This is a genomic window from Paenibacillus sp. GM1FR (genome assembly GCF_002803315.1).
GTDB classification, from domain to species: domain Bacteria; phylum Bacillota; class Bacilli; order Paenibacillales; family Paenibacillaceae; genus Paenibacillus; species Paenibacillus amylolyticus.
In genome coordinates this window covers 269,040-290,560 of the sequence record NZ_MKZL01000011.1, presented here as the reverse complement: position 1 = coordinate 290,560, position 21,521 = coordinate 269,040, and the positions used below count along the sequence as shown (strand labels likewise).

Here is a 21,521-nt window from a genome sequence, read left to right as displayed (position 1 = left end):
CATCGCTTGGGTATCATTATAGGCGTTAAGTCCATACAGAAAAGAGGACCTGAATATGACACAAATAGCTGAAATTGAAACGTCTGAGCTGCGCCGCCGTTTACAGGCGGGAGAGAAGCTGCAGATGATAGACGTCCGCGAGGACGATGAAGTCGCGCAAGGCATGATCGAAGGAGCCAAGCATATTCCGCTTGGACAGATTCCGGACCGACTGTCTGAGATTGAGAAATCAGGCGAGATCGTGATCATCTGTCGTAGCGGTTACCGCAGTGAGCGTGCTTGTGAATATCTGCAGCAACTGGGATATGAAGGCTGTACAAACATGGTCGGCGGTATGCTTCAGTGGCAACAGGAAGACTAGAGAAACCCGGAGAGAAGCAAAGTCATTTGTAACCTTGTGACTTCTGCTCTGCTCCACTTCTAGAAACGGGCCTATATGGCCCGTTTTGTTATATCTGCCACCACCTATCAACCATCAAACTTCGATGATAACAAGCTTAGACGCGGTAATGCGCTAAAATTAAACGAGTCACTTCAGCAGCGGATAACTCGGTTGTATCCACCGTATAATGTGCGAACCGATATGCGTCTTTCCGTTCTTCCATAATTGCCTGAATGCGTTCCTCTGCATTGCCTGCGAGGAGTGGACGATTGTCACAGCCACTAACACGTTCTACAATCACTGCCGGATCAGCAGTCAAGGCAACAACCCAACCATTTTTCAACATCACGTCACAATTATCCGAACGCAGCACCACGCCACCTCCAGTCGCTATGACCTGTGACTTCTTCTCCAGCACCGAGCATAACATGCGGCTCTCGGCATCACGGAAATACGTCTCTCCCTTGCCAGTGAACAATTCCGGAATCGTACAGCCTTCCTCTTTTTCCACCGCGGCGTCTACATCAATCAATCGATAACCAAGCTCGCGTGCAAGCATGTCAGCGACGGTTGATTTGCCGGTTCCCATCATACCGATGAGAATAATATTGTTAGACTTGCTCAAGGTGTACACTCCTTTAATTCAAGCAATTCGTGAGCACTTTTGTCCTATCATAACACAGCCCTGCGGACTGGGAAAGACCATCTCCTCACCGACTTCCTTTCGACCATCCGCAAGTACTTCCAAGACAGATTAAGTAACTCCCGGCATCTAAGCCTACGTCAGATCACCCTCAAGCAGTTTTGAGCACCCATACGTCTCAATCAGTAATCATCCATCAACCTAACGAACTCCAATGAGCTTATTTACGTAAAATAGGCGCAGTTAAACTTCTAACAAATCTCAGTAAGCTTATTTAAAAAAACAACGTCAAAACCTCGACATCTCGCTGCGAATTATTGAAATAGAGCCATCTGAGTTCGTTAAAAAATAGAACCGGCTCATTTTGCCAAAATAGAGTGTCTCCTGTTCATTAGGTCTAGAACCAGCTACATATCTTCTCCATCAACACTATTACTGTATAACACAGTAAAAAAAGAGGCCTAGCGTTAACCGGCAATCACCGGAACGCCAAACCTCTTTTGAGCCCCTTAGCAGGCCAAACCTGCCACTTAAAGGGGCACTAGCCAAATCATAATAGAATTGTATATGTGGTACTTACTCCATCCAGTTGTGGTGGAAGCTGCCTTCTTTGTCCACACGTTTGAACGTGTGAGCACCGAAGTAGTCACGTTGAGCTTGCAGCAAGTTTGCTGGTAAACGCTCTGTACGGTAGCTGTCGTAGTAAGAAAGAGCGCTGGAGAAGCCAGGTACCGGAACACCTTGTTTTACAGCAGCCGCTACAACTTCACGCCATGCGCCTTGATAAGACTCAACGATGTTTTGGAAGTAAGGATCCAAGAGCAGGTTTTTCAGTGCTGCGTCTTTATCATAAGCTTCTTTGATGTTTTGCAGGAACTGCGAACGGATGATGCAGCCACCGCGGAAGATCATGGCAATGTTGCCGTATTTCAGATCCCAGCCATACTCATCGGAAGCTGCACGCATTTGTGCAAATCCTTGTGCGTAGGATACGATTTTACTTGCGAAGAGGGCTTTACGCACGCTCTCGATGAACGCTTTTTTGTCACCGGAGAACGCTTCAGTTGCTGGTCCATTCAGGATTTTGCTAGCTGCTACACGCTCGTCCTTCATGGCAGACAGGAAACGGGAGAATACGGATTCTGTAATCATGGACAATGGAACGCCGAGATCCAGCGCACTTTGGCTTGTCCATTTACCTGTTCCTTTTTGTCCAGCAGCGTCCAGAATAACGTCAACCATTGGTTTGCCGGTTTCCGGATCGTATTTAGAGAAGATATCTGCCGTGATTTCGATCAGGTAGCTATCCAGCTCTCCTTGATTCCATTCCGTAAAGATCGCATGCAGCTCTTCAACGGAAACGTTCAATACGGATTTGAGCAAATGGTACGCTTCACCAATCAACTGCATATCTCCGTACTCGATACCGTTATGCACCATTTTCACATAGTGTCCGGCACCGTCTGGTCCAATATATGTACAACATGGATCGTCACCGACTTTGGCCGAGATCGCCGTCAGGATCGGTTCAACCAGTTTATAAGCACTTTCCTGTCCACCTGGCATGATGGAAGGGCCTTTCAGTGCGCCTTCTTCACCACCGGATACACCTGTACCGATGAAACGAATGCCTTTGTCTTCCAACTCTTTGCTGCGACGTTGCGTGTCAGGGAAGTATGCGTTCCCTCCGTCAATGATGATGTCGCCCTCATCCAGGTGAGGAAGCAGTTGTTCAATGGTAGCGTCGGTCGCTTTGCCGGCTTGTACCATGATCAAAATTTTGCGCGGGGATTCCAGGGATGCTACGAACTCTTCAATGGAGAATGAGCCTGTCAGGTTTTTACCTTCAGCTTCTTTCAGAAGATCATTGGTTTTCTCCGGGGAACGGTTAAATACCGATACCGAGAAACCTTTGCTTTCAATGTTAAGGGCCAAATTTTTGCCCATGACAGCCAGGCCAATTACGCCAATTTGTTGTTTTGTCATCTGGTCCTCCATCCTTTGCTCCAATTAATTTTATTGAAATAAATTCTCAACAATACTCCCATTTTAACGGTTTTATGTATAGAAGTGAACCCCGTGGCACAGCTACGCAACGAGAAAACACCCCAATCTGCTGAGGTGTTCATCGTATTTTCATAAATACGGCCTTATCTTGTCATCCTTCCAACATTAACAGATGTCCAGACAACTGTTTTAAGACTTGACGGCAAGCATTTGCTTTTTCGATATTATCCATCTGCATGGCCGTGTAGAGGCGCTCCAGTTCATCGTCCACTTCCATGCGCAACAACATGAGCCTTTCCTCGCCTTCACGCGAGAGGAACATTTCTTCCATCTCTTCCGCCGTCGGCGCAGGTTCCTTTTGAAAAATGACACGCTGTTTGAATCCGGAAACTTCCACGAGCCGAATCACTTCACCGAATAAAATGTTCTCCACGGTCATCTGCTGATCCTTGAACCGCTTCACAACCGCATGCCCGCGTGTATCTCCAATCAGCTTCTCCAGCCACTCTGCAAGCTTTGCATCCTTAATGATATAATCCCCAGTCATCTTGTAGTTCCCTGTGCGTGTCTGTTGAAAGCGGAGCTTTACCAGCTTGCGGCCGGTCCGGACTGACAGGATAAAAAAGGATTCGTCCTCGCTCCAATATAGTGAATATCCCTCACGAATAAGGTCTCTGATCAAATTTTGGATATGCCGACGGTTGAACCGCAGCTCCAGATTGCAATATTCAACTTCATAACTCTTATTCACGGCACTCCCTCCATCTGTACCGGATCAACTCCGGCCCTCGTCTTCAATCGCTTCTACTCAATCGGCTTACCCTATTTTATACTTCATTTTATGTAAGGGTACTTGGTTATTTGACTATTTTTCACCGAAAGGACCGCCGGATTGCAGCTTTCCGCACACGCACAGGGGCAAGCCCCCGATTATCGTGATATATTGGACGCGAAAAAGGGAGCCCCACAACCAAGACGGTTGGTGGAACTCCCTTTTCTTTTGCTTATTTGGCCGGAGCGGTGCGAAACGGATTGCGGGATAACACAAAGTGCACAACGGCAAGTCCTGCCATGACGATGGCACTGCCGATGAATGGAGCCGGATGGCTCACGTGGTCCCACAGCAGTCCAGAAACAATAGGTCCTACAACCATGCCTGATCCCTGCAATGTAAGGAAGAATCCCCAGATCGCACCCCGCTCTCCTTTGGGAATCAGTGTGGCTACAAAAGCATTCCAGGCGGGTAAAATCATGGCATAACTGATGCCCACCAGCATGACAACACCAAACACCACCGGAATGGATGTTATGGAGGAAAATGCGAACAGACTCGCCGCCGCCATCAAAAAACCAATGTTCAGGAACGGCTTGGTGCCAAACCTGTCTACCATTTTACCTACAGGCAGTAAGGCAATAACAGTTATTCCACCACCCGCAATCAGCAACAAACTGTAAAGGTTCGGCGAGATGTGCAGATCTGTGCGTGTATATAGCGTGATTACTGGACTGAGCAGCCCGATGACAAACGACTGCATAAACAGTGCAGGATACACCAGTGGATTAACATTAAGCGTGCTGCGTACCCGTTGCAGTGTGTCCTTCACACTCTTTTGCAGCCGGATGAACGGCGTGAGCAGATTCGGTTTGGCTGGATATTTCACATCACTATTCTTCGCTACTTGCTCGGCATGCTCTCCTTCAACAATGACACGTCCAGGAAGAATCATGGCCACCAGAATAACGAGAATGGCACAACCCATCAGCACGAGGAATATGGTTCGATAATCATGATGCGTGCGCTCCAGTAGCCAGTTCATGCCTATAGGTCCAAGCCCTGTTCCGCCGAGAGCAGCCATCTCCAGCGCCCCCATTGCTGTACCATTCTTGTTCTGTGGGCCTGACATCGCCGTCACGCCTGTCATGGCGCAAGGCCAGAGTGGTGACGTACCAATGCCAAGAACCAGACAGGCCATGGCCAGTCCAACGGCACTTTTGAGAAAAAGGATCATAATAACAGCGATTAAGGTACAGATTAATGCTGTAACCATCGTTGCACGGAACCCGATCCGTTCTGCTGCCCAGCCGGAAGGCGCCCGGAACAGATTATCTCCCAAATATTGAAGAGCAAATGCCACACCAATGACGCCTGCAGACAGACCCAGTATATTGTCCATATACACCGGCAGAACTGCTACCAACAGGGCCCCTTTGATAATTTCAACTAGAAAAAGTGTCAGCCACATCGCGATAAAAAATGGTGATCGCAAAATTTTGGCTGGTTTTGTATCGGTTTGCATTCTTTTTCCCCTTTCGGCGTTCATTTGCCTATTCCCTATCCTTAGTGTAACCGTGGGGAATGTGTCCAAATCTCGGCAATTCAAAAAATTGTCGATTATACTGTTGCATTCGGTTCTTAATTTGCTATACTCATCTTTGTTTACCAATTTTATTAGGAAGGGTTGTGACAGCACTGATGAATCACCACCGTACGCCGCTGTTTACCGCTTTAAAAAATCATGCGGCACTCAATCCGGTACAGTTTCATATTCCGGGCCATAAAAAAGGATTGGGAGCGGATACCGAATTCCGTGAATTTATTGGCGATAATGCCTTCTCCATAGATTTGATTAACATCGCACCGTTGGATGACCTGCATCAGCCAACCGGTGTCATTCAGGAAGCACAGATTTTGGCAGCAGATGCCTTCGGAGCCGATTATACCTATTTTAGTGTACAAGGCACAAGCAGTGCCATTATGACCATGATTCTGTCTGTATGCTCACCGGGTGACAAAATTATTGTGCCCCGTAATGTGCATAAATCGGTTCTGTCCGCGATTATTTTCTCAGGCGCCAAACCCGTATTTGTTTCTCCTTCACAAGATGCCAATCTGGGCATTGACCACGGAGTGACTACACAGTCCATCCGTCGCGCACTTGAGCGTCATCCAGATGCCAAGGCATTGCTTGTAATTAACCCGACCTATTACGGCGTGGTTACCGATCTGAAAGAGATTGTTGAGCTGGCACACAGCTACCAAGTCCCTGTACTTGTTGATGAAGCACACGGTGTACTCATTCATTTCCATGAGGATCTGCCGTTGTCTGCGATGGCAGCAGGTGCCGATATGGCTGCAACCAGTGTTCACAAGCTTGGTGGCTCCATGACACAGAGTTCCGTACTCAACCTGAACACGAAGAATGGGTTCGTGAATCCACAGCGTGTACAGACGATCCTGAGTCTGCTCACCTCAACATCAACTTCATACATTTTGCTTGCTTCACTCGATACATCAAGACGTAATCTGGCACTCCACGGTCGTGAGATTGCACAGAAGGCGATTGAACTAGCTGAGTTTGCCAGACGTTCGATTAACGATATGGATGGCCTGTATTGCTTCGGTAGAGAGCTGCTGGGTACAGAAGCGACTTTCAACTATGATCCAACCAAAGTAACGATCCATGTTCGCCATCTGGGTATTACAGGGTATGAGACAGAGAACTGGCTACGTGAACATTACAACATCGAGGTTGAACTTAGTGATATGTACAATATTCTGTGTCTCATTACGCCAGGAGATACGGATAATAGTGTGGATATCTTGCTGAACGCTTTGCAGGATCTCTCCCGTACCTATTATCAAGTGAACCCGGCCCATGAACTGGTCGTAAAAGTTCCGGATATTCCACAGTTGATGCTGACTCCACGTGATGCATTCTACGGTGATACCGAAGTGATTCCGTTTAAGGAATCCGCAGGACGTATTATCTCGGAATTCATCTATGTCTATCCGCCAGGAATTCCGATCCTGTTACCGGGTGAGGTTATCACCCAGGAAAACATCGACTACATCATCGATCATGTCGAAGTTGGATTACCCGTCAAAGGACCCGAAGATCGCAGCGTAACCAACGTTAAAGTGATCGTGGAAGCCGATGCCATTTTCTAGAACAACCTCCTTGCGCTGTGCAGGGGATAAACTTAAAGGACCAAGCCCTAGCTTGGTCCGTTTTTATTTTATGGGACAAGCGAGTTTGCATTTTCCCGTCTATTTCGTAGTTCAAACCGGTGGTGTAAATGCTCGTATACCTCTTGAAAAACAAACAAAAGGCCCCCTGAGATCAAGGAGCCTTCATGTTATGTTCCAAAAGAATGACTATTCTTGTGATGCAACGAGTTCGTTGTAAGCCGCTTCAACGCGGTTCCACTCTTCTTCGTCTTCAATATTGTAGAGCACCATTTCCTCGTCTTCTTCTTCCATACGCAGGATGATGCCGTCAGCTTCAGGATTGTTACGTTCCAGCAGGAGCGCATAAACATGCTTCTCCACGTCAAACGTCTCCACCAAAACCATCTCCACGTCTTGGCCGTTCTCGTCTGTTAATGTGAGAAGGACTTCTTCATGCTCGTGGTCGTGGTCGTGGTCTTGCCCGCATCCGCAGCCATCGCCGTGTTCATGTGTGTGATCGCTCATTGAAATACCTCGCTTTATAAATAGAAATTGTGTAACCTTGCATATCGTAACATGTTCAATGACACAGGTCAATTTAACTCACAGGGTTATTTCCGCTTCAATCGTTCAGCGCTGTAATGATTTTCTCCGCTACCAGGACATAGCTGCTGTTTGCATTTTCTTTAATATGAAAGCCGACCTGATACTTGCCGGCACGACTGAAATCGTACGTAAAATCATATGTGCGGAACCAGAAGTTATCCTTCTGGGTCGTAAGCTCCTGGGACTGGATATCCTTCACCTGACCGCTTGGATTGGTAATCGTTACTTTCACCGCAGCTACATCTGCTGTCAGACTGTCCACTTGTGAAAATACATTGAATTTCAGCTTACCTACGTTAACGTTGCCAAATACAGTGTCTCCCTTGAAGAGAAAAATATGTACATTCGGTTTGATCACCGTTACTCTCTTGTTACTGCTGTCCCATTTGACGACGCCTCCGGCTTCTCTTACAGGTACATAGGTCGTTCCATCAATGAGATAACCTCCATCAGCTGCTTCCTTGCCGTTAATGAGAACACGAATCTTCTCGTTCACCGAATCTGCAAACAATAAAGACCCGCCGAGCAAGGAGAATACCGTGACACAAAGCAATATTCGTTTCCATTTCATCCCGTCAATATTCCCTCCCCTGCTGCTAGCTGTTGTACATTTATACTGCAGATTCATCCACAAAGTTGCGCTGTTTTTCATCATTTTTCATTTTTTATCCAGAATTTTTTCCACCCCTTGGAATGCACAAAAAGAGGCGATCCTCATTAAAGGATGCCCCTGATCTATAATTGTTATATATACGGGATTATACGAAGAGTTTATGAAGAAGTATGGCGGGTCAATATACAGGGAACGCCCTTGCCTAAAGCCCCTTCAATTCTCATACGTGCAGCGTAATCCATACCTCGTGTACATGGTGTCTTACATCTCTCGCATACATCCGATGTGACCAACTTCATGGATACACGTATTTTATCACTCTTTAATGCGGGAGCTTTCTTACCTTTTGCCTTTGCCATCCCGGATTCCCCATTTCCCCAAGTGCTTACTGATGTAATGCATCATATGGGGATTCGCCCGGTTGTGTGTCTATTTAAAAAACGTATTTAAATAATAAAAATATGACAAGGAGGATACCTCCGAGAATGAGCCAGTTGCTGATTTCATACCAAATACCCTTGCCTCCGGACAGGTATTTCTGTTCATTCTCCTGATGACGCTGACGGTGGGCATCGGTCTCAGAGCCATGGGGTGGTTTGCTAAAATCCATCATAAGTACATTCCCCTTTCAGCAGTTTTGTGTAAACTTACTACCATTATAACCCACAATTGAGTGCAAAATTGATTTTTATGCATAAAACACCAAAAAACCTCCGATTTCTCGGAGGCTTCTTATCAACAAATAGTATCAGTGATTACGCGAGTTCCACGTTAACATTCACGTTCCCTTTGATTCCTTTGGAATATGGGCAGTAGTCATGGGCAAGTTTCACAAACTTCTGTGCTGTTTCCTCATCTAGACCAAGGATTTTAACTTCCAAATCTACTTGAAGCTTCACGCCGTTATCCTCAGAGTCCGTCACCAACATTACCGTTGCAGCTACGGTACTTCTTTCAATCTCAACTTTGTGTTTCTTCAATTGAAACTCCAGTGCGGAGTTAAAACAAGCACTATACCCTGCTGCAAACAACTGCTCCGGATTGGTAGCTGTCGTCACTTGTCCTCCGAGTTCAGGTGGTGCAGCAACATCCAACATAAACACGTTATCTGGGGATTGTACGATGCCTTGACGTCCGCCTGTATTGATTACTGTTGTTTCATATAATGTTTTCATTTGTGAAAACTCCTCTTCATCATTTAATTTTTTTATGTGTTATACAGAATTTCTTGTTTTTGTTTTGCTAACAATTTGATTGTACACAATTTAATTTCTTTTGTAAACATTATTATTAAAATAAAAAAAGAAGCCGCTTATCAGACGACTCCTCCGTCATTCCAATCAGTTACTCCAGATATCCACTTTCATCTGTGCACATTTGAAATACTTGGCCTCGGCTTTGCTTGTAGTCAGTTTCAAAAGACATTGCAGTTCTCCATGTTGGAACAATCCACCGCTAAGGTCAGCAGCAACACCGCCATATTGATCATCCGCACCAAGCCATACGGACGGTCTCTCGAACCCAGCTGAGAACTGTAATCCGGTACAGAGCAACACAGTGAGATTCTTACGGTTCTGTGCTTCATCTCCTGCTACGCCATGTGTGGTGAAGAACACCATGTTTTGATTAAAATCCGTGTACGTTCCATCTGCTTTATAGGCACGGACCATACCATACTTCTGATTTACGTTTTGAAAAAAAGTGATTCCGGCCTTGCTATCCTTCGATTTAATGCCAACCTGAACTGAAATTCCAATGTTCCCGTTTAATTGTAACGCTTCCAAAGTGATTGCAATTGCTGTTACTTTCGAGCTGTCAATCAGATGTTTCATTTTTAACTCTGCCGTGGCTCCTGCCGTTGTCGGAGTTGTAACAGTAATGGTCCCTCTGTCGGGCAAAGGCTCAAACGTAGGAGTGCCCACCACCTCCACCCAATCCGGTAACGTTCCGTAAAGAAAATCAGCCACAAGCTGTTTGTGAACCTTTCCAAAGGGCACGATCTGACCCGCTGCATCACGTATAACCATCTCTACACCCCCACCGAATAGGCTACACCGATATTATGATCGGTATTGTAATACGCGTACACTACGCCGTCCATAACGGACACCATCAAGGATTGCATGTTGGTCGTCTCCCAATTCAATGCCGGAAAATATATATCTGTAGGTTTGTCCAGCAGTTGACGAAAGTCTGCGCTGATCTTGGCAATGGCAGGCCGAGCTACCGTCGTAACCCCACCGGAAGCATAAGCTGATAACATACCCAGCCACCACATGCTCCCTTTGTACATAAATACACCAGCATTTGGTCTCGAAATGTTTTCTCCTGCACTTAAAGTGGCATCATTCCCACCCATTAATGGTCTTGGATCAGCTAACCAGCTACGTCCGTCATGTGAATACCAGATACATTTACGACCAAAGTCACCACCTCCCATCACCGAGAAACCGATCCATTTGCCTCCATTTCTGAAACACGAGAAATATCCGGTATGACCATCACCTGGGAACCCGGGAGGTTTGTCCAAAATCAAACCCACTCTTGTCCAGTTGATCATGTCTGCAGAGGTCGCAAGTGCCGTTGATTGATTGATCCCCAGTCCGTTTTGTTGATAATACATAAAGAACAATTGTTCTTCATCGTTCCAGATCACAAATGGAGTTTCCGTCGAATTCCCAACCACAGTATCGAGATACACCTGTCCGTGTTTGGTCCATGGCCCTGTAGGGCTGTTCGAGTAGGCTAGTCCAATTCCTCCGATGTGATTATGGTTGGTAGAATACGTAGCATAATAATCCGCTTTTGCATCAGGGATAAGCCCCTTTACCTTGATCGCCCGAAACCAATAGATTGATTGAAGCCCGGCCATTGCAGCGGTATACATAGGATTGTCCATTTTTTTATCAAATTGAGGCGTGTACATCCGTCTGGTTTCTGCATCGCAATAATCATAAGGCGCAACGGCCCTGTTTGCCTTCATCGCTGCATCGAGTGCTGCCTGAGCAATATTTTCAGTCATAGACATGGGAACTCAACTCCTTCGTGAGCAGGGTATTACCATTTACCGGTCGCGAATATAAAACTTCCGAAGTGTCCTTTAATAGGATTGAAAAATCAACAACATTACCCTCATTCGCAGTCGGCTCCTGAGTAATACAAATGATAGGACAAATTCTAGCATTATATGAATACGCTTTCATTTTGTTCATTCCTTTATTTCTTTTACAGTTGTAATCAGCAACTGTCCCTTTCATTGGTACGCCCGGATAATGTTGATTCTTCATATTAATCCCTCCTATTGTTTTCTCCCGATAAGTATATTCATGAAGTTGCCTTTGTGTTAAAGCATTATACCCATCTTACAGCCTATTATTCTAAGACTGGTTCTCATATAAAACACAAACAGGCTAACCAATACAAATTGGCTAACCTGTTTGAACGAAGAAACTGCAAAACCAATTCCTTATTACTCCGCAAAAAGTGAAGATATGGGATTCGCAACTTTTTTATTGGATTTCTCCTTGCCTTGGTTATCCAATACATAGTACTGGTAAAAGTCGTTAGTGAATCCGATAGACTCCTGTATTTTCAGCTTAAAAGCTTCAAATGCCTCATCACTCAGATGATCCTCATTCCAGAAATAATGAAGCATCAATCGATTCTGGTTATAGGGATGTTTGATAACATATGCACCCGCGGCGAGAGGTTGATTCATGGTATTTTTCCAAGTAAAACCCGTCTGTTTCGTTCGATCAATAATGTTAAGTTTTAAAGCCTGCACCAATCCGTTTGACTTGGCATTGCCAATGACAATAAGGTTGCTGTTTCCGATCTCTTTTTTCATCTTTTGCTTCAGTTCCTTGCGATCCCGTATAATGTCGTATCTCATACCAGTCATATCAAGGAATCCGGTCAACTGATTAACCATATCTTCCTGCTGTTTAGTTGCAAGCTTACTCACCTGATCGCTGAGCACAATGGTTAATTCCTCGCCTTGAAGGGCTTTGTACATCAATCGATTCATCACTTCATAAGGCAGATTAGGAACCATACCCATGACAGCCTGATATTGCACTTGTAAGACATCATGCACATAGGCGGCGGTCTCTTCTTGTGATAGTTGGTATTCCGGCTTTAAGACAAAATCAGGCTGATATAGGGCCATCTGCATTTCTGAACGTATTTCTTTACCAAGCACATCTTCAATGGTTTGAAGCAGCCCCTCTACCGTTGCATTTTGGTACACGTAGCGTTTGAAATATGTCCTCATCAACTCGTCAAATTTCTCTTCACCGACGGAACGGTAAAGCTGATAGATCGCTTGTCGCCCCTTCTGATAATATACCAAACTTGCCAAATCCCCAGCTTCATCGTTTGTTGACGCAATCGCCATATCTACGGGCGCAGTATCAAACTGTATGGATCTGAATCCATTTAGCTTGTCTCCCTGTTTCTCGGCAAAATACACCATGGAGAAATCAGCAAAGCCTTCATCCAGGAAGGATTCTGTCTCCGAATTATTACCGATCAATGCATGGAACCACTGATGCGCTATTTCATGAACAAATGTTGTGTCTTCTTCTGGAACAGCACCATTTTGAATCTGTCCCATCTGGATGAGCCTCGCATACTCCACGGCAACGCCTTGTACATACGTCTCGACAATTCGGAACTCTGGATAGGGATACTTGCCATATTTCTCACTATAGAAATCGATGACCTTGAATGCCTGATTAATGTAGCGGTCAACTATCTTTTTCTTGGATGGATCATCGTTGTAATAATAGTATTCCACCGTCAGACCGTTACGAGTAACACTCTCCACTTGAAGGTTTGGGCTAGCAAAGAATACAAACTCCCTTGTGTTCTCGGCCACAGCAGAAACAACTTTACGACCATGTTCTGTACTGTCTTTAGTGGTGATCGTGCCCGGCATGGCTACCTGATACTCATCAGGAACATTGAATTGAACTTCAAAGTCCGATGAGGTGTAATAATCGCTCTCAAATGTTTGACTATACGGTGCCTTGTTCCACTGATGTTTAACCTCATCGTATACAGACATCACAGGAAACCAGTGTGCACCGTTGATCATGTCCTTATAGTAGGAAACTCGCTGTGAGCCATAGGGGATATTCAACTGAAACTCCAGTTGGAATGATACCGATTCCCCTGGTTGAACGGGCTTCTTCAACTGCACGGTCAACGCCTGGTTTTCCTTATGGAAATCCAGCGATTGGCTATTTGCTGTTACAGCCTGAATATCGATGCCACCCAGAAAGTCCGCCGCTGTCTTCTCCGGATGATCTTCACTAATCTTTTCATTATGCTGTTGGTACATGCTCGCCTGTGTAGACTTGGAGAGGTTTGCATCAGCATATGTATGAAGAACCAGCTGCTGGAGTGCATCCTTGCTTGTGTTGCGGTACGTTACCTTCTCGCTCCCCTGGATCGTCATGTCCTTCTCATTTAATCGAGCCTGGATCTGGTATTGAATCGGCGTCTGCTCTAAAGAGTCTTTAGGTGTGTTATATATCTTCGTAGATACAGGTGCTGGGCCTGCTTCCGCGGCAACAACCCCCATGTTGGCAAGTGGGCTTATTGCCAGTATTAAAGCCAGTGTACCCGCGATCCCTACTCTGGCTAGCTTTGATGTAAATGGACTTGAATAATTCATAAGTTCTCTCCCTCTTCTGTTCTATATTGACATCAGAACCAAGTATAGAAGACGAACCTTACGCTGAATTTATGTTTTATTTAAGTTTTGTTTAAAAAGAGGAAAGGAAAGGAAGCTATCTCAAATCGTATTTATGTTTGTATGTAAAAAAGAAAAGAAGCCTTACATTGTAAGGCTTCTCGTGTATGATCTGTAGTGGGCTCGAACCACTGACCCCTACCCTGTCAAATAAGTAAGCTCTTGGTATCCTTACTCTCTCTGTATAGATGATCGAGTAATTCTTTTATTCCACCCTTAATTTCAACCAATATTTTTTCTTTGCTAATGTAGACCACCTCTAACAATGTGCTTAACATCATTTTCTTCTTTTCTGTAGAAGCATTTGTAAATACATCCCGCCAAACTGGGAGATAATCTTTTAGAGTCTCCATCTCAGATATCTCCATTTTTTTGGAGGATAACAATTGCTCAATTCCCTTAATATCTTCAATAGTTTTCTCAATTTCGTTTTCTTTTTTCTCGATAAGACCATTGAGCATTTCTGGCTTGAATGCGCTCTTACCCATTATAGCTTTTGGAACCTCAGCGTTTAATGCCACAAGCTCCTCATAGTGCCCTTCCAGTAAATTTTGCATTGTTTTAATTTTTTCCTCTTCTTCATTAGAAACTTTCTTTTTTATTGATTCAATTTCTGAATGGAAATCTATTGTTCTGAGTTGACTTAAGTATACATCCACTCTTTCTAAGACTTGTCTCTCTACCTTCTTTGAAGAAAATGTTGCCTGTCCGTTACAATCCGTCTTTCCTTGCAATTTTCCACTACAACGATAACTTTTATTCTGATTGTATTTAACTATTTCTCCATTAGCTGCTTTGTATTTATTTACAAATGTAGTCGTAGTCAATCTAGAATTACAACAACCACATCTGGCTATTCCAGTTAAAAGTAAACTTCCCTTAGTGCTCATGGGAATGGAATTTTCATTTCTTTTTGGATTCTTAGGGTTCTTTTTGTCCCTTATATCCTGTACACTATTCCAATCCTCTTCTGAAACTATCATTAATTCAGGAATTGGTTTTGAAAATATATCGTCCCCTTTTTCTTTTCTGTATCTCATCACTCCTTTGTAAATTGGATTCTTAAGTATAACGTTTACAGTAGGAGCACCCCATTGTTTTGCTTTTCTTGTCGGAACATTTTTTTCGTTTAGAAGTTTAGCTATTCTTAGTTGTCCGTAACCTTCTTCAAGCACTAGTCGGAATATTTCTTGTACGATCTTTGACTCTTCTTCTTGCTTGCACAGTTTTTGCAGTGCTTTTCCTTTTTTATTTACATTACCGGAATCAACACTTTTATACCCATAGGGAATACCTCCTCCCCTAAAAATACCATCTTCGACCATCTGTATATGTTTTTCGTTGACACGGTCAGAGGTCTTCCTACTTTCATCGCTTGACTGCCAGAATCTTAAGTAGTTGACCATCCGATCGGTGTATGCTTCAATTTTTTGCTGACCTTCTATTACAGACCACATTTCAACACCTTTGTTTACAAACCACTCAAGTACAAAGGGAGTCTCATCCTCTTTTCTTCCAAGCCTATCAAACATAAATACCAACAAGACATCGAATAAACCATTCTCTGCATCCTCTTTAGCCTTTTGGATAACATCACGCTTCGAGGCAGGTACTTTAAAACCTGATATCCCTTTTTCGGTATATTCCTTAACTAGCTTCCATCCCTCTTGTTTCTCTACCATCTTCCTGCATGCTCGTTGTTGCATTGGAATATCGTTCCCGTCCATCTGTCCTTTTGTGGACACTCGATATAGTGCTGCAACACGCTTTATTTGTCCCATTCGATCAACCACCATATCTTTTTTCTGTATTATTTTTATCGATAGTAGTAACTACTTTCACTGCTAATTTTAGCCAAATTGTACCATTAAGTATATTTATTATCAACAAAAACCACCTACACATATTATTGGAGGTAGCCATATTATTATATAAAAAAAACAACTCCTCTTGAGATATAACTCTCAAAAGAAGTTGCCTTTAATTTTTCATATAGGACGAGTGGGGATCGAACCCACGACCCTTACCCTGTCAAGATAATGCTCTCCCGCTGAGCTATCGCCCTGTAATAATTAAGATGTATCCATCGTGTCCGTACTACTAAACTTAGCTGAGCTAACAGATCATGATATATAATTGTTTCCCAATCAAGTAACAGTATCATATCAAGTAACCGTGTTCATTGTCAATGATTTATTTGGTTATAATTCACCCGAAATGGTGCACAATAAAGGAAAGATTACCATTTCTACAACGAGGTGAATTCCCTATGAGAAACATAACAAAACGGTCAAAATCCAATAAACATACATTTACCAAATGCTTCTTTCTCTTTGCTGGGCTTATGATTCTCATTACAATCGTTACTGGTTGCAGCTTGGAGAAGGATGAACATACGGTACAATTCCAACAATTACAACAGCCCAATGAAAATGGTGAATCTCTGCCCGTTTGGCTGGACGTATACTCCAAATCTGTAATTCAAGATGTATATTCTCCGCGAGGAAGCAGTGAAGTCTTGCCGTGAAGGTTAACAGATGAATTACTCGTCTTCATCCCACTTGCGTGAGTATGCTTTCTTCGTAACGAAATACAACAGAGTAATCATTCCCGCCGACATTAGCAATGTAATTACCATGATGCCTGTCATGCCCATCACTACCCCCTCCTCTCCCATTATGTTCCAGACTTCACTATACAGGAAAAACATTTTTTTGTATAATTCAGTCTGATATGTCGCGCAAGAGCAGAAAGAAGGAATGGAATTGGCAGCTGAGATTAGTTATGTATCGACAGAAGAACAACTGGAGCAAGCCTTGGGAATTCGCCATCACGTTTTTGTTATCGAGCAACAGGTGCCTGCCGAGATTGAGATTGATCAATATGATGTCATCAGTCCAGATGTGCATCATGTATTGTTAAGTACGGATGGCCAAGCTGTAGCCACAGGACGTCTGATCTATTACAGCAAGGATACGGCCAAAATGCAGCGGATCGCGGTGCTTGAGTCTCATCGTTCATTCGGTTATGGACGTGTGCTTCTGCTCGCGATGGAGGAGCTGGCCCGTGAACTCGGCTTATCCTATTCTGTACTGGATGCGCAGTGTCAGGCACAGAAATTCTATGAAAAACTGGGTTATGAAGTGATTTCGGAAGAACCTTTTTATGATGCAGATATTCTGCATGTTCGTATGAGAAAGAGCTTGTAAAACCTCGTCGTTGGAAGGTCTCATCAGCATATGGTGCATACTTCCGATGATTTCGGATAGGCTAATCAGGTAAGCAGATTCCTATCTCGTCATATAAGGAGAGTGTGACATCATGGATCAAACGACACGCGAGAGTTTCACAGCAGTACAGAAAAATGGTGACGGTGACCTGACAGCTTTTCAGACTTCAGCAGGACGCGTACTGGATTATCAGCAGGCACTTGCAGAAGTAAAAGCTGGCGCTATTGCCGGTGTGAATGTATTTAAAGGCAAGGATGGCGAAATGTACATTCGCGGCGATGCCGACGGTGACCCAACCAACAACCTGGACCAACTCCCCCATTTCTAAAATAGATGCACATGTCGTACATGTGACACAATAAGCGCCGATCCGGTTACCCGGGTTGGCGTTTTCTTATTATGATTAGTAGTCCGTAAAATATTTTACGGAATCACCGGAAGGTTGGCTTTTGCGAATCGGCTGTTGTACCTGTTCCCATGCCTGCAAAATCTGTATCCCTTCGAGAGTAGACCGATTCTCCCACGCGATGTGCCCGGTTCGTTCCAGCTCCTGCAGTGACTCATGAATGTATGCTCTGCTTCGTCCCGTCTTGTTCTCCAGTTCATCCATACGCGGCAGCCTGCGCCGTTGTCCTGCATAGTTCACCATAATACGCAAAATCTTGCGTTCAAAGTCGTTCAGCATACTTTACCTCCCCATTCAGATCGGTAACAGGACGCCATGCCAGAATACCTTGCTCCAGAAATGTTCGGGGTGAACCTTCTTTTCCCGCTGATGCTCTAATCATCCCACCACGTACACTGTTAATTCGAATCTGTCGCTGCGTAATCTGCCCTGCACGATCCATGTAGACAAGCTCCACCATCTGGCCAATATATTTCCCTAGCATAATCATCCCTCCGATAAGAACGTTTGTTTGTATTTCATATTATATGCGAACATAAGTTCTTTATTCAATAGTAAAAAAAGGATTTTGTAAAATAAAAAAAAACCAGACTTTCACCTTAATGATTAAGGCAGTCTGGTTCAACCCATAGTATAGCTAATATGAAAACATGACTTTTAATGACCAAGTTCAGCGGATCAGTGCCGATCCGATTCCGAAAATTGTACTTTCTTTAACTGCTGTGTAGCTGGATTAAAATCAACATTTACATAGACTGCGAATTGCTTGCCGTCTTTCGCACGAACCCATAGCTTGAACTGTTCCCGTGATTGATCTGCTGTTAGAGAGGTGCGACCGATATGCTTATAGTCCAAAATATCCACATTATACTTGGTCTGTGTTTCTTTGACCGCAATAATTCCCCACTTCGCATAATCAGGGATGGCGGCACCTGTGCCTGATGTAATTCCGGCTAAACTCAGAACTACCGACATGATGGTAACGATGAGCATTCTCATTTCACTCACTCCTTGGGACAATATGTTTCTGTTATATTGCCCGTCCGGGTTTCATTTTACACGAATAAACGAAAGATCCAGGCCAGTGGGCGTAGGGAAAAAGGAACCACATGAACAAGTCGGTCAAACGAATCAGGAGGCTCTGTCCGGAAACTGATTCCCCAGTCACCCGAGAAAAAGTGTTGTTGTGTCTTCGGCTCCTCAGGACGTTCCAACCCGTATTTCTTTTCAAGCCTTTGCCTCGTTTGTTCATCCACCTGAACCTCGTTCGTAACGTCATATGCTGTGGCAGGCTCGCTGCTTATGTACATTTGAATCATTAGAAACATCACAATCCCAACTATTTGTATCCAACGCTTGTTCATCTCTTACTCCTTTATGGATTCATGACTCTCTTCTCTTGTACGTGAAGACTCGTTTGAATGTTTGATTATACATAAATTTGACCGTATTGGAAATAACAAATGGGAGAAGAGTTGGGGCATGCGTTATGCGATGCTTAAGTCCCATTTGGTTGATTTTTTGTTTAAAAAACCCAATAGACGTGTAATAGGCCATGAACAGAGTGACTCCACGATCTGCAATACTAATTTGAGGAGGTTACACCCGAATGTTCAAACGCTTGGATGAAATCCTGATTGAGATTCCCAATGTCGAGAAGCCAGATCCGAATGCTGCGGCAGCTATACAAGAATTACTCGGCGGCAAATTCGGAGAAATGTCAACGTTGAACAACTACCTCTATCAATCGTTTAATTTTCGATCCAAAGAAAAGTTAAAGCCCTTCTATGACCTCGTCATGAGCATTACGGCCGAAGAATTGGGTCATGTTGAACTCGTGTCTCATGGCATTAACAAGTGCCTCAGAGGTTCAACCGAGTACAAAGAACCCGACGATACACCGCTAGGTTCTGTGAAAGATGCTCGTCTGTCGTATCACTACCTGGCAGGTGCACAAGGCGCAATGCCTTTCGACTCTATGGGTAATCCATGGACGGGAGCAAACGTCTTCAACAGTGGCAACCTGGTCGAGGATCTGCTGCATAACTTCTTCCTAGAATGTGGCGCTCGTACCCATAAAATGAAAGTATATGAGATGACGGATCACCCGGCAGCCCGGGAAGTGGTTGGTTTCCTGCTGGTACGTGGCGGCGTGCATGTTGTCGCATATGCGAAAGCTCTTGAGATTGCAACTGGCGTAAATGTGACCAAGCTGGTTCCTATCCCTTCACTGAACAACAAAGCCTTCAACGAGGCTCGCAAATATGAAGAAAAAGGGGTACACACCAAGCTGTACACCTATAGTGATAAAGATTTCAATACGATCGGCCAGATCTGGAAAGGAACTCACCCCGAAGATGGACAACCTCTTGAAGTTATCCAAGGGATACCTCAAGGATTCCCGATTCCAGAAGCTCCTGCGGTCGAGGAAGAATTTGCACCGGGCATCTCACAAGAAGACTTTAAGGAAATTGCACGTCGTCTGAAAATGGCGGGGAATATTGCGGATTAAGGAACAATTTGTTTAACAGGTTCTTTCCCTATATATAGATTTTTTAACTCTATATTTAAGTGAAGCCCTCGAACCCTGCTGCTGAATGCAGAGAGGATTGGAGGGCTTTGTTATACTAAATTTATGATACCATTTTATGGTGCAAAATAAGTATTTTGTATGCCGTCATTTTCTGAGAATTTAGCTGTAAAAGTAAACCGGATCTCTGCTCACATCGTTAAACTTAGCTAAACTCCAACACCGATTCCTCCCGCTGACTCATGACTTCAATTAGCATGTTGGCACCCAGACGAAAACCTTGTGCAAACGCTGCTTCTGTATGCATGCCCTCAGATCTGCCACACAGGTCAATTAACTGTTCAAGCTCACGGAATTCTTCCTCGCTCAATCGATTCTTCCATTGCTCTGTCAGAGCTGCAATTTGCCGTCCTAACGCTTGGTATTCAGGATGTGTCGGCATCATCATCTCATCCGGTCGAAGTCGTCCATTATATAATGCTTCTAATATCGAATTCATGTGCATCCTCCTGTATATCAATTCGCACCTCACTTGAATGAACGTTCTGCACATGGTAGGATATTTATGCAGTCGCTCATTTAAGTGATTGCGGCATAGGAAGCAGCGGTGTTCTTCGTGGGACTAGCGCTGCTTCCTTTTTTATTTTTGGAGTTCGTCGTAAATCTTCTCAATCCCTTTGCGAACGATGTCTGATCGATTCGTATTCAGCTTCTCAGCCGAAATATCGAGCTTGTTCATAATTTCCTCGTCAACACGTATCTCAATCGTTCTGCTTTTGGGTTTGTCAGATTTAGGCCGCCCCATCTTTTTGGCGGACATTGCTTCACCTCTTTTTTTGTCCTGACAACAATATATTATTGTCAGGACGAAAAGTCAATTTATTGGCAAGACATGATTTCTTTTTTATGGTTTGCAGAATTTTAGAGAGAGTTATATTATCATCCGTTCAACTCCAGAAACGGACATTAGCTAAGTTTTATGTGTACTTGGAGGCTAGATGAAACTCTTACCCTATGGAGGATTTGATCAATCTGTTGACAAAAAACAACCTTGAAAGGCATAAGCCCTACAAGGTTGTTAGAGAAAACTACCGAGAGACAATTTATACTTTGAAGCTTCATTCTATTTTTCGAGGGGTAAGTTCATCCTGACTTAGATTCCACCAGTTCGATTGCTCATAATATATTGCTTTTGCCCAGTAATCAGGAGACTCAATGAAAACCATATCATCTTCTGATGTGAAGTCATCTCCCTCCCAAAAAGAGTTGATCCTTAAAAATGCCTCTTTTTCTGTGATACCGAATAAATGAATTAATTGTTGCACTATGACCAGACAGTAAACCTCCGTATTTAAACAAGTAGGAAAAAGAAGTTGGTGTTTTAACATTTTATATCA

The 21,521-nt window shown here is 44.0% G+C and carries 27 protein-coding genes and 1 tRNA gene; 7 read left to right on the top strand and 21 right to left on the bottom strand.

The window, feature by feature from the left end:
* The first annotated feature begins 55 nt into the window (after positions 1-55).
* Positions 56-361, top strand: a complete 306-nt coding sequence (locus tag PAEAM_RS07275; protein ID WP_017687407.1) for a rhodanese-like domain-containing protein — start codon at positions 56-58, stop codon at positions 359-361.
* A gap of 136 nt (positions 362-497) precedes the next feature.
* Here PAEAM_RS07275 and PAEAM_RS07270 read toward each other — a convergent pair whose 3' ends face one another.
* The 4 genes from PAEAM_RS07270 to PAEAM_RS07255 form a co-directional block, all read right to left on the bottom strand.
* On the bottom strand, positions 498-1,007 hold the full coding sequence (locus PAEAM_RS07270; RefSeq protein WP_036614703.1) for a shikimate kinase: 510 nt from the start codon (positions 1,005-1,007) through the stop codon (positions 498-500).
* A gap of 594 nt (positions 1,008-1,601) precedes the next feature.
* A complete protein-coding gene (gene gndA, locus PAEAM_RS07265) occupies positions 1,602-3,011 on the bottom strand; it encodes an NADP-dependent phosphogluconate dehydrogenase (RefSeq protein ID WP_036614715.1) in 1,410 nt (469 codons plus the stop codon).
* Positions 3,012-3,183: 172 nt separating this feature from the next.
* Complete coding sequence (locus tag PAEAM_RS07260) at positions 3,184-3,783, bottom strand: hypothetical protein (protein WP_036614719.1); 600 nt, start codon at positions 3,781-3,783, stop codon at positions 3,184-3,186.
* Positions 3,784-4,036: 253 nt separating this feature from the next.
* A complete protein-coding gene (locus PAEAM_RS07255; protein ID WP_100527097.1) occupies positions 4,037-5,329 on the bottom strand; it encodes an MFS transporter in 1,293 nt (430 codons plus the stop codon).
* A 176-nt stretch (positions 5,330-5,505) separates the two neighbouring features.
* Here PAEAM_RS07255 and PAEAM_RS07250 point away from each other — a divergent pair, with 176 nt between their 5' ends.
* A complete protein-coding gene (locus PAEAM_RS07250) occupies positions 5,506-6,981 on the top strand; it encodes an aminotransferase class I/II-fold pyridoxal phosphate-dependent enzyme (protein ID WP_026080977.1) in 1,476 nt (491 codons plus the stop codon).
* A gap of 207 nt (positions 6,982-7,188) precedes the next feature.
* Here PAEAM_RS07250 and PAEAM_RS07245 read toward each other — a convergent pair whose 3' ends face one another.
* Positions 7,189-7,506 (bottom strand): DUF1292 domain-containing protein, encoded by a 318-nt coding sequence (locus PAEAM_RS07245; RefSeq protein ID WP_036614722.1) that lies wholly within the window; start codon positions 7,504-7,506, stop codon positions 7,189-7,191.
* A 97-nt stretch (positions 7,507-7,603) separates the two neighbouring features.
* Positions 7,604-8,158 (bottom strand): copper amine oxidase, encoded by a 555-nt coding sequence (locus PAEAM_RS07240; RefSeq protein ID WP_036614723.1) that lies wholly within the window; start codon positions 8,156-8,158, stop codon positions 7,604-7,606.
* 339 nt (positions 8,159-8,497) lie between these two features.
* Here PAEAM_RS07240 and PAEAM_RS31725 point away from each other — a divergent pair, with 339 nt between their 5' ends.
* Positions 8,498-8,650, top strand: coding sequence for a hypothetical protein (locus tag PAEAM_RS31725; protein ID WP_165789852.1), 153 nt, complete (start codon positions 8,498-8,500; stop codon positions 8,648-8,650).
* Here the strand turns inward: PAEAM_RS31725 and PAEAM_RS07230 are convergent.
* The 8 genes from PAEAM_RS07230 to PAEAM_RS07195 all read right to left on the bottom strand — a co-directional run bounded on the left by PAEAM_RS07230 (position 8,634) and on the right by PAEAM_RS07195 (position 16,023).
* Entirely contained in the window at positions 8,634-8,813 is a 180-nt protein-coding gene (locus tag PAEAM_RS07230) for a hypothetical protein (RefSeq protein WP_100527096.1), read from the bottom strand. The genes PAEAM_RS31725 and PAEAM_RS07230 overlap by 17 nt on opposite strands.
* 142 nt (positions 8,814-8,955) lie before the next feature.
* Entirely contained in the window at positions 8,956-9,375 is a 420-nt protein-coding gene (locus PAEAM_RS07225; RefSeq protein ID WP_017687397.1) for an organic hydroperoxide resistance protein, read from the bottom strand.
* A 165-nt stretch (positions 9,376-9,540) separates the two neighbouring features.
* Positions 9,541-10,227: a hypothetical protein gene (locus PAEAM_RS07220; RefSeq protein ID WP_047843708.1), complete on the bottom strand. Its 687-nt coding sequence runs from the start codon at positions 10,225-10,227 to the stop codon at positions 9,541-9,543.
* Positions 10,228-10,229: 2 nt separating this feature from the next.
* Positions 10,230-11,228: a glycoside hydrolase family protein gene (locus PAEAM_RS07215; protein WP_100527095.1), complete on the bottom strand. Its 999-nt coding sequence runs from the start codon at positions 11,226-11,228 to the stop codon at positions 10,230-10,232.
* Positions 11,215-11,487, bottom strand: a complete 273-nt coding sequence (locus tag PAEAM_RS07210) for a hypothetical protein (RefSeq protein WP_100527094.1) — start codon at positions 11,485-11,487, stop codon at positions 11,215-11,217. Before PAEAM_RS07210 ends, PAEAM_RS07215 begins: the two co-directional genes overlap by 14 nt.
* 182 nt (positions 11,488-11,669) lie before the next feature.
* On the bottom strand, positions 11,670-13,880 hold the full coding sequence (locus PAEAM_RS07205) for a M1 family metallopeptidase (protein WP_100527093.1): 2,211 nt from the start codon (positions 13,878-13,880) through the stop codon (positions 11,670-11,672).
* 224 nt (positions 13,881-14,104) lie between these two features.
* Entirely contained in the window at positions 14,105-15,739 is a 1,635-nt protein-coding gene (locus PAEAM_RS07200; RefSeq protein WP_165789851.1) for a recombinase family protein, read from the bottom strand.
* A gap of 212 nt (positions 15,740-15,951) precedes the next feature.
* Positions 15,952-16,023, bottom strand: a tRNA-Val gene (locus tag PAEAM_RS07195).
* A gap of 204 nt (positions 16,024-16,227) precedes the next feature.
* Between PAEAM_RS07195 and PAEAM_RS07190 the strand changes: the two genes are divergently transcribed.
* The 3 genes from PAEAM_RS07190 (at position 16,228) to PAEAM_RS07180 (ending at position 17,516) form a co-directional block, all read left to right on the top strand.
* Positions 16,228-16,485 carry a hypothetical protein gene (locus PAEAM_RS07190; protein WP_100527091.1) on the top strand — a complete coding sequence of 86 codons (258 nt, stop codon included), beginning with the start codon at positions 16,228-16,230 and terminating at the stop codon, positions 16,483-16,485.
* 238 nt (positions 16,486-16,723) lie between these two features.
* The gene (locus PAEAM_RS07185) at positions 16,724-17,167 is read left to right on the top strand and encodes a GNAT family N-acetyltransferase (RefSeq protein WP_036614958.1); all 444 of its coding nucleotides are present in this window, start codon (positions 16,724-16,726) and stop codon (positions 17,165-17,167) included.
* A gap of 112 nt (positions 17,168-17,279) precedes the next feature.
* Complete coding sequence (locus PAEAM_RS07180; protein WP_017687389.1) at positions 17,280-17,516, top strand: DUF3892 domain-containing protein; 237 nt, start codon at positions 17,280-17,282, stop codon at positions 17,514-17,516.
* Positions 17,517-17,591: 75 nt separating this feature from the next.
* Here PAEAM_RS07180 and PAEAM_RS07175 read toward each other — a convergent pair whose 3' ends face one another.
* The 4 genes from PAEAM_RS07175 to PAEAM_RS07160 all read right to left on the bottom strand — a co-directional run bounded on the left by PAEAM_RS07175 (position 17,592) and on the right by PAEAM_RS07160 (position 18,958).
* Positions 17,592-17,873, bottom strand: coding sequence for a hypothetical protein (locus PAEAM_RS07175; protein ID WP_036614741.1), 282 nt, complete (start codon positions 17,871-17,873; stop codon positions 17,592-17,594).
* Positions 17,857-18,078, bottom strand: a complete 222-nt coding sequence (locus tag PAEAM_RS07170) for a hypothetical protein (RefSeq protein WP_017687387.1) — start codon at positions 18,076-18,078, stop codon at positions 17,857-17,859. The genes PAEAM_RS07175 and PAEAM_RS07170 overlap by 17 nt, the downstream gene beginning before the upstream one ends.
* 194 nt (positions 18,079-18,272) lie before the next feature.
* Positions 18,273-18,593, bottom strand: coding sequence for a DUF3889 domain-containing protein (locus PAEAM_RS07165; protein ID WP_100527090.1), 321 nt, complete (start codon positions 18,591-18,593; stop codon positions 18,273-18,275).
* Between the two features lie 56 nt (positions 18,594-18,649).
* The gene (locus PAEAM_RS07160; protein ID WP_047843714.1) at positions 18,650-18,958 is read right to left on the bottom strand and encodes a hypothetical protein; all 309 of its coding nucleotides are present in this window, start codon (positions 18,956-18,958) and stop codon (positions 18,650-18,652) included.
* 245 nt (positions 18,959-19,203) lie between these two features.
* On the opposite strand from PAEAM_RS07160, the gene PAEAM_RS07155 reads away from it, so the two are divergent.
* Positions 19,204-20,106: a manganese catalase family protein gene (locus tag PAEAM_RS07155; RefSeq protein WP_100527089.1), complete on the top strand. Its 903-nt coding sequence runs from the start codon at positions 19,204-19,206 to the stop codon at positions 20,104-20,106.
* A 223-nt stretch (positions 20,107-20,329) separates the two neighbouring features.
* On the opposite strand, the gene PAEAM_RS07150 is transcribed toward PAEAM_RS07155, so the two are convergent.
* From PAEAM_RS07150 to PAEAM_RS07140, 3 genes are all read right to left on the bottom strand, one after another.
* Complete coding sequence (locus PAEAM_RS07150; protein WP_100527088.1) at positions 20,330-20,623, bottom strand: DUF6809 family protein; 294 nt, start codon at positions 20,621-20,623, stop codon at positions 20,330-20,332.
* A 141-nt stretch (positions 20,624-20,764) separates the two neighbouring features.
* Positions 20,765-20,944, bottom strand: coding sequence for a ribbon-helix-helix domain-containing protein (locus tag PAEAM_RS07145; protein WP_017687382.1), 180 nt, complete (start codon positions 20,942-20,944; stop codon positions 20,765-20,767).
* Positions 20,945-21,242: 298 nt separating this feature from the next.
* On the bottom strand, positions 21,243-21,512 hold the full coding sequence (locus PAEAM_RS07140) for a hypothetical protein (RefSeq protein ID WP_100527087.1): 270 nt from the start codon (positions 21,510-21,512) through the stop codon (positions 21,243-21,245).
* Between the last annotated feature and the right edge of the window lie 9 nt (positions 21,513-21,521).

Bases quoted from the DNA above. Each gene is read 5' to 3' on its own strand.
- PAEAM_RS07275 (WP_017687407.1), top strand. From the start codon at position 56: ATGACACAAATAGCTGAAATTGAAACGTCTGAGCTGCGCCGCCGTTTA.
- gndA (WP_036614715.1), bottom strand. From the start codon at position 3,011: ATGACAAAACAACAAATTGGCGTAATTGGCCTGGCTGTCATGGGCAAA.
- PAEAM_RS07255 (WP_100527097.1), bottom strand. From the start codon at position 5,329: ATGCAAACCGATACAAAACCAGCCAAAATTTTGCGATCACCATTTTTT.
- PAEAM_RS07250 (WP_026080977.1), top strand. From the start codon at position 5,506: ATGAATCACCACCGTACGCCGCTGTTTACCGCTTTAAAAAATCATGCG.
- PAEAM_RS07245 (WP_036614722.1), bottom strand. From the start codon at position 7,506: ATGAGCGATCACACACATGAACACGGCGATGGCTGCGGATGCGGGCAA.
- PAEAM_RS07240 (WP_036614723.1), bottom strand. From the start codon at position 8,158: ATGAAATGGAAACGAATATTGCTTTGTGTCACGGTATTCTCCTTGCTC.
- PAEAM_RS31725 (WP_165789852.1), top strand. From the start codon at position 8,498: ATGGATACACGTATTTTATCACTCTTTAATGCGGGAGCTTTCTTACCT.
- PAEAM_RS07230 (WP_100527096.1), bottom strand. From the start codon at position 8,813: ATGATGGATTTTAGCAAACCACCCCATGGCTCTGAGACCGATGCCCAC.
- PAEAM_RS07225 (WP_017687397.1), bottom strand. From the start codon at position 9,375: ATGAAAACATTATATGAAACAACAGTAATCAATACAGGCGGACGTCAA.
- PAEAM_RS07220 (WP_047843708.1), bottom strand. From the start codon at position 10,227: ATGGTTATACGTGATGCAGCGGGTCAGATCGTGCCCTTTGGAAAGGTT.
- PAEAM_RS07215 (WP_100527095.1), bottom strand. From the start codon at position 11,228: ATGTCTATGACTGAAAATATTGCTCAGGCAGCACTCGATGCAGCGATG.
- PAEAM_RS07210 (WP_100527094.1), bottom strand. From the start codon at position 11,487: ATGAAGAATCAACATTATCCGGGCGTACCAATGAAAGGGACAGTTGCT.
- PAEAM_RS07205 (WP_100527093.1), bottom strand. From the start codon at position 13,880: ATGAATTATTCAAGTCCATTTACATCAAAGCTAGCCAGAGTAGGGATC.
- PAEAM_RS07200 (WP_165789851.1), bottom strand. From the start codon at position 15,739: ATGGGACAAATAAAGCGTGTTGCAGCACTATATCGAGTGTCCACAAAA.
- PAEAM_RS07190 (WP_100527091.1), top strand. From the start codon at position 16,228: ATGAGAAACATAACAAAACGGTCAAAATCCAATAAACATACATTTACC.
- PAEAM_RS07180 (WP_017687389.1), top strand. From the start codon at position 17,280: ATGGATCAAACGACACGCGAGAGTTTCACAGCAGTACAGAAAAATGGT.
- PAEAM_RS07175 (WP_036614741.1), bottom strand. From the start codon at position 17,873: ATGCTGAACGACTTTGAACGCAAGATTTTGCGTATTATGGTGAACTAT.
- PAEAM_RS07170 (WP_017687387.1), bottom strand. From the start codon at position 18,078: ATGCTAGGGAAATATATTGGCCAGATGGTGGAGCTTGTCTACATGGAT.
- PAEAM_RS07165 (WP_100527090.1), bottom strand. From the start codon at position 18,593: ATGAGAATGCTCATCGTTACCATCATGTCGGTAGTTCTGAGTTTAGCC.
- PAEAM_RS07160 (WP_047843714.1), bottom strand. From the start codon at position 18,958: ATGAACAAGCGTTGGATACAAATAGTTGGGATTGTGATGTTTCTAATG.
- PAEAM_RS07155 (WP_100527089.1), top strand. From the start codon at position 19,204: ATGTTCAAACGCTTGGATGAAATCCTGATTGAGATTCCCAATGTCGAG.
- PAEAM_RS07150 (WP_100527088.1), bottom strand. From the start codon at position 20,623: ATGAATTCGATATTAGAAGCATTATATAATGGACGACTTCGACCGGAT.
- PAEAM_RS07145 (WP_017687382.1), bottom strand. From the start codon at position 20,944: ATGTCCGCCAAAAAGATGGGGCGGCCTAAATCTGACAAACCCAAAAGC.
- PAEAM_RS07140 (WP_100527087.1), bottom strand. From the start codon at position 21,512: ATGTTAAAACACCAACTTCTTTTTCCTACTTGTTTAAATACGGAGGTT.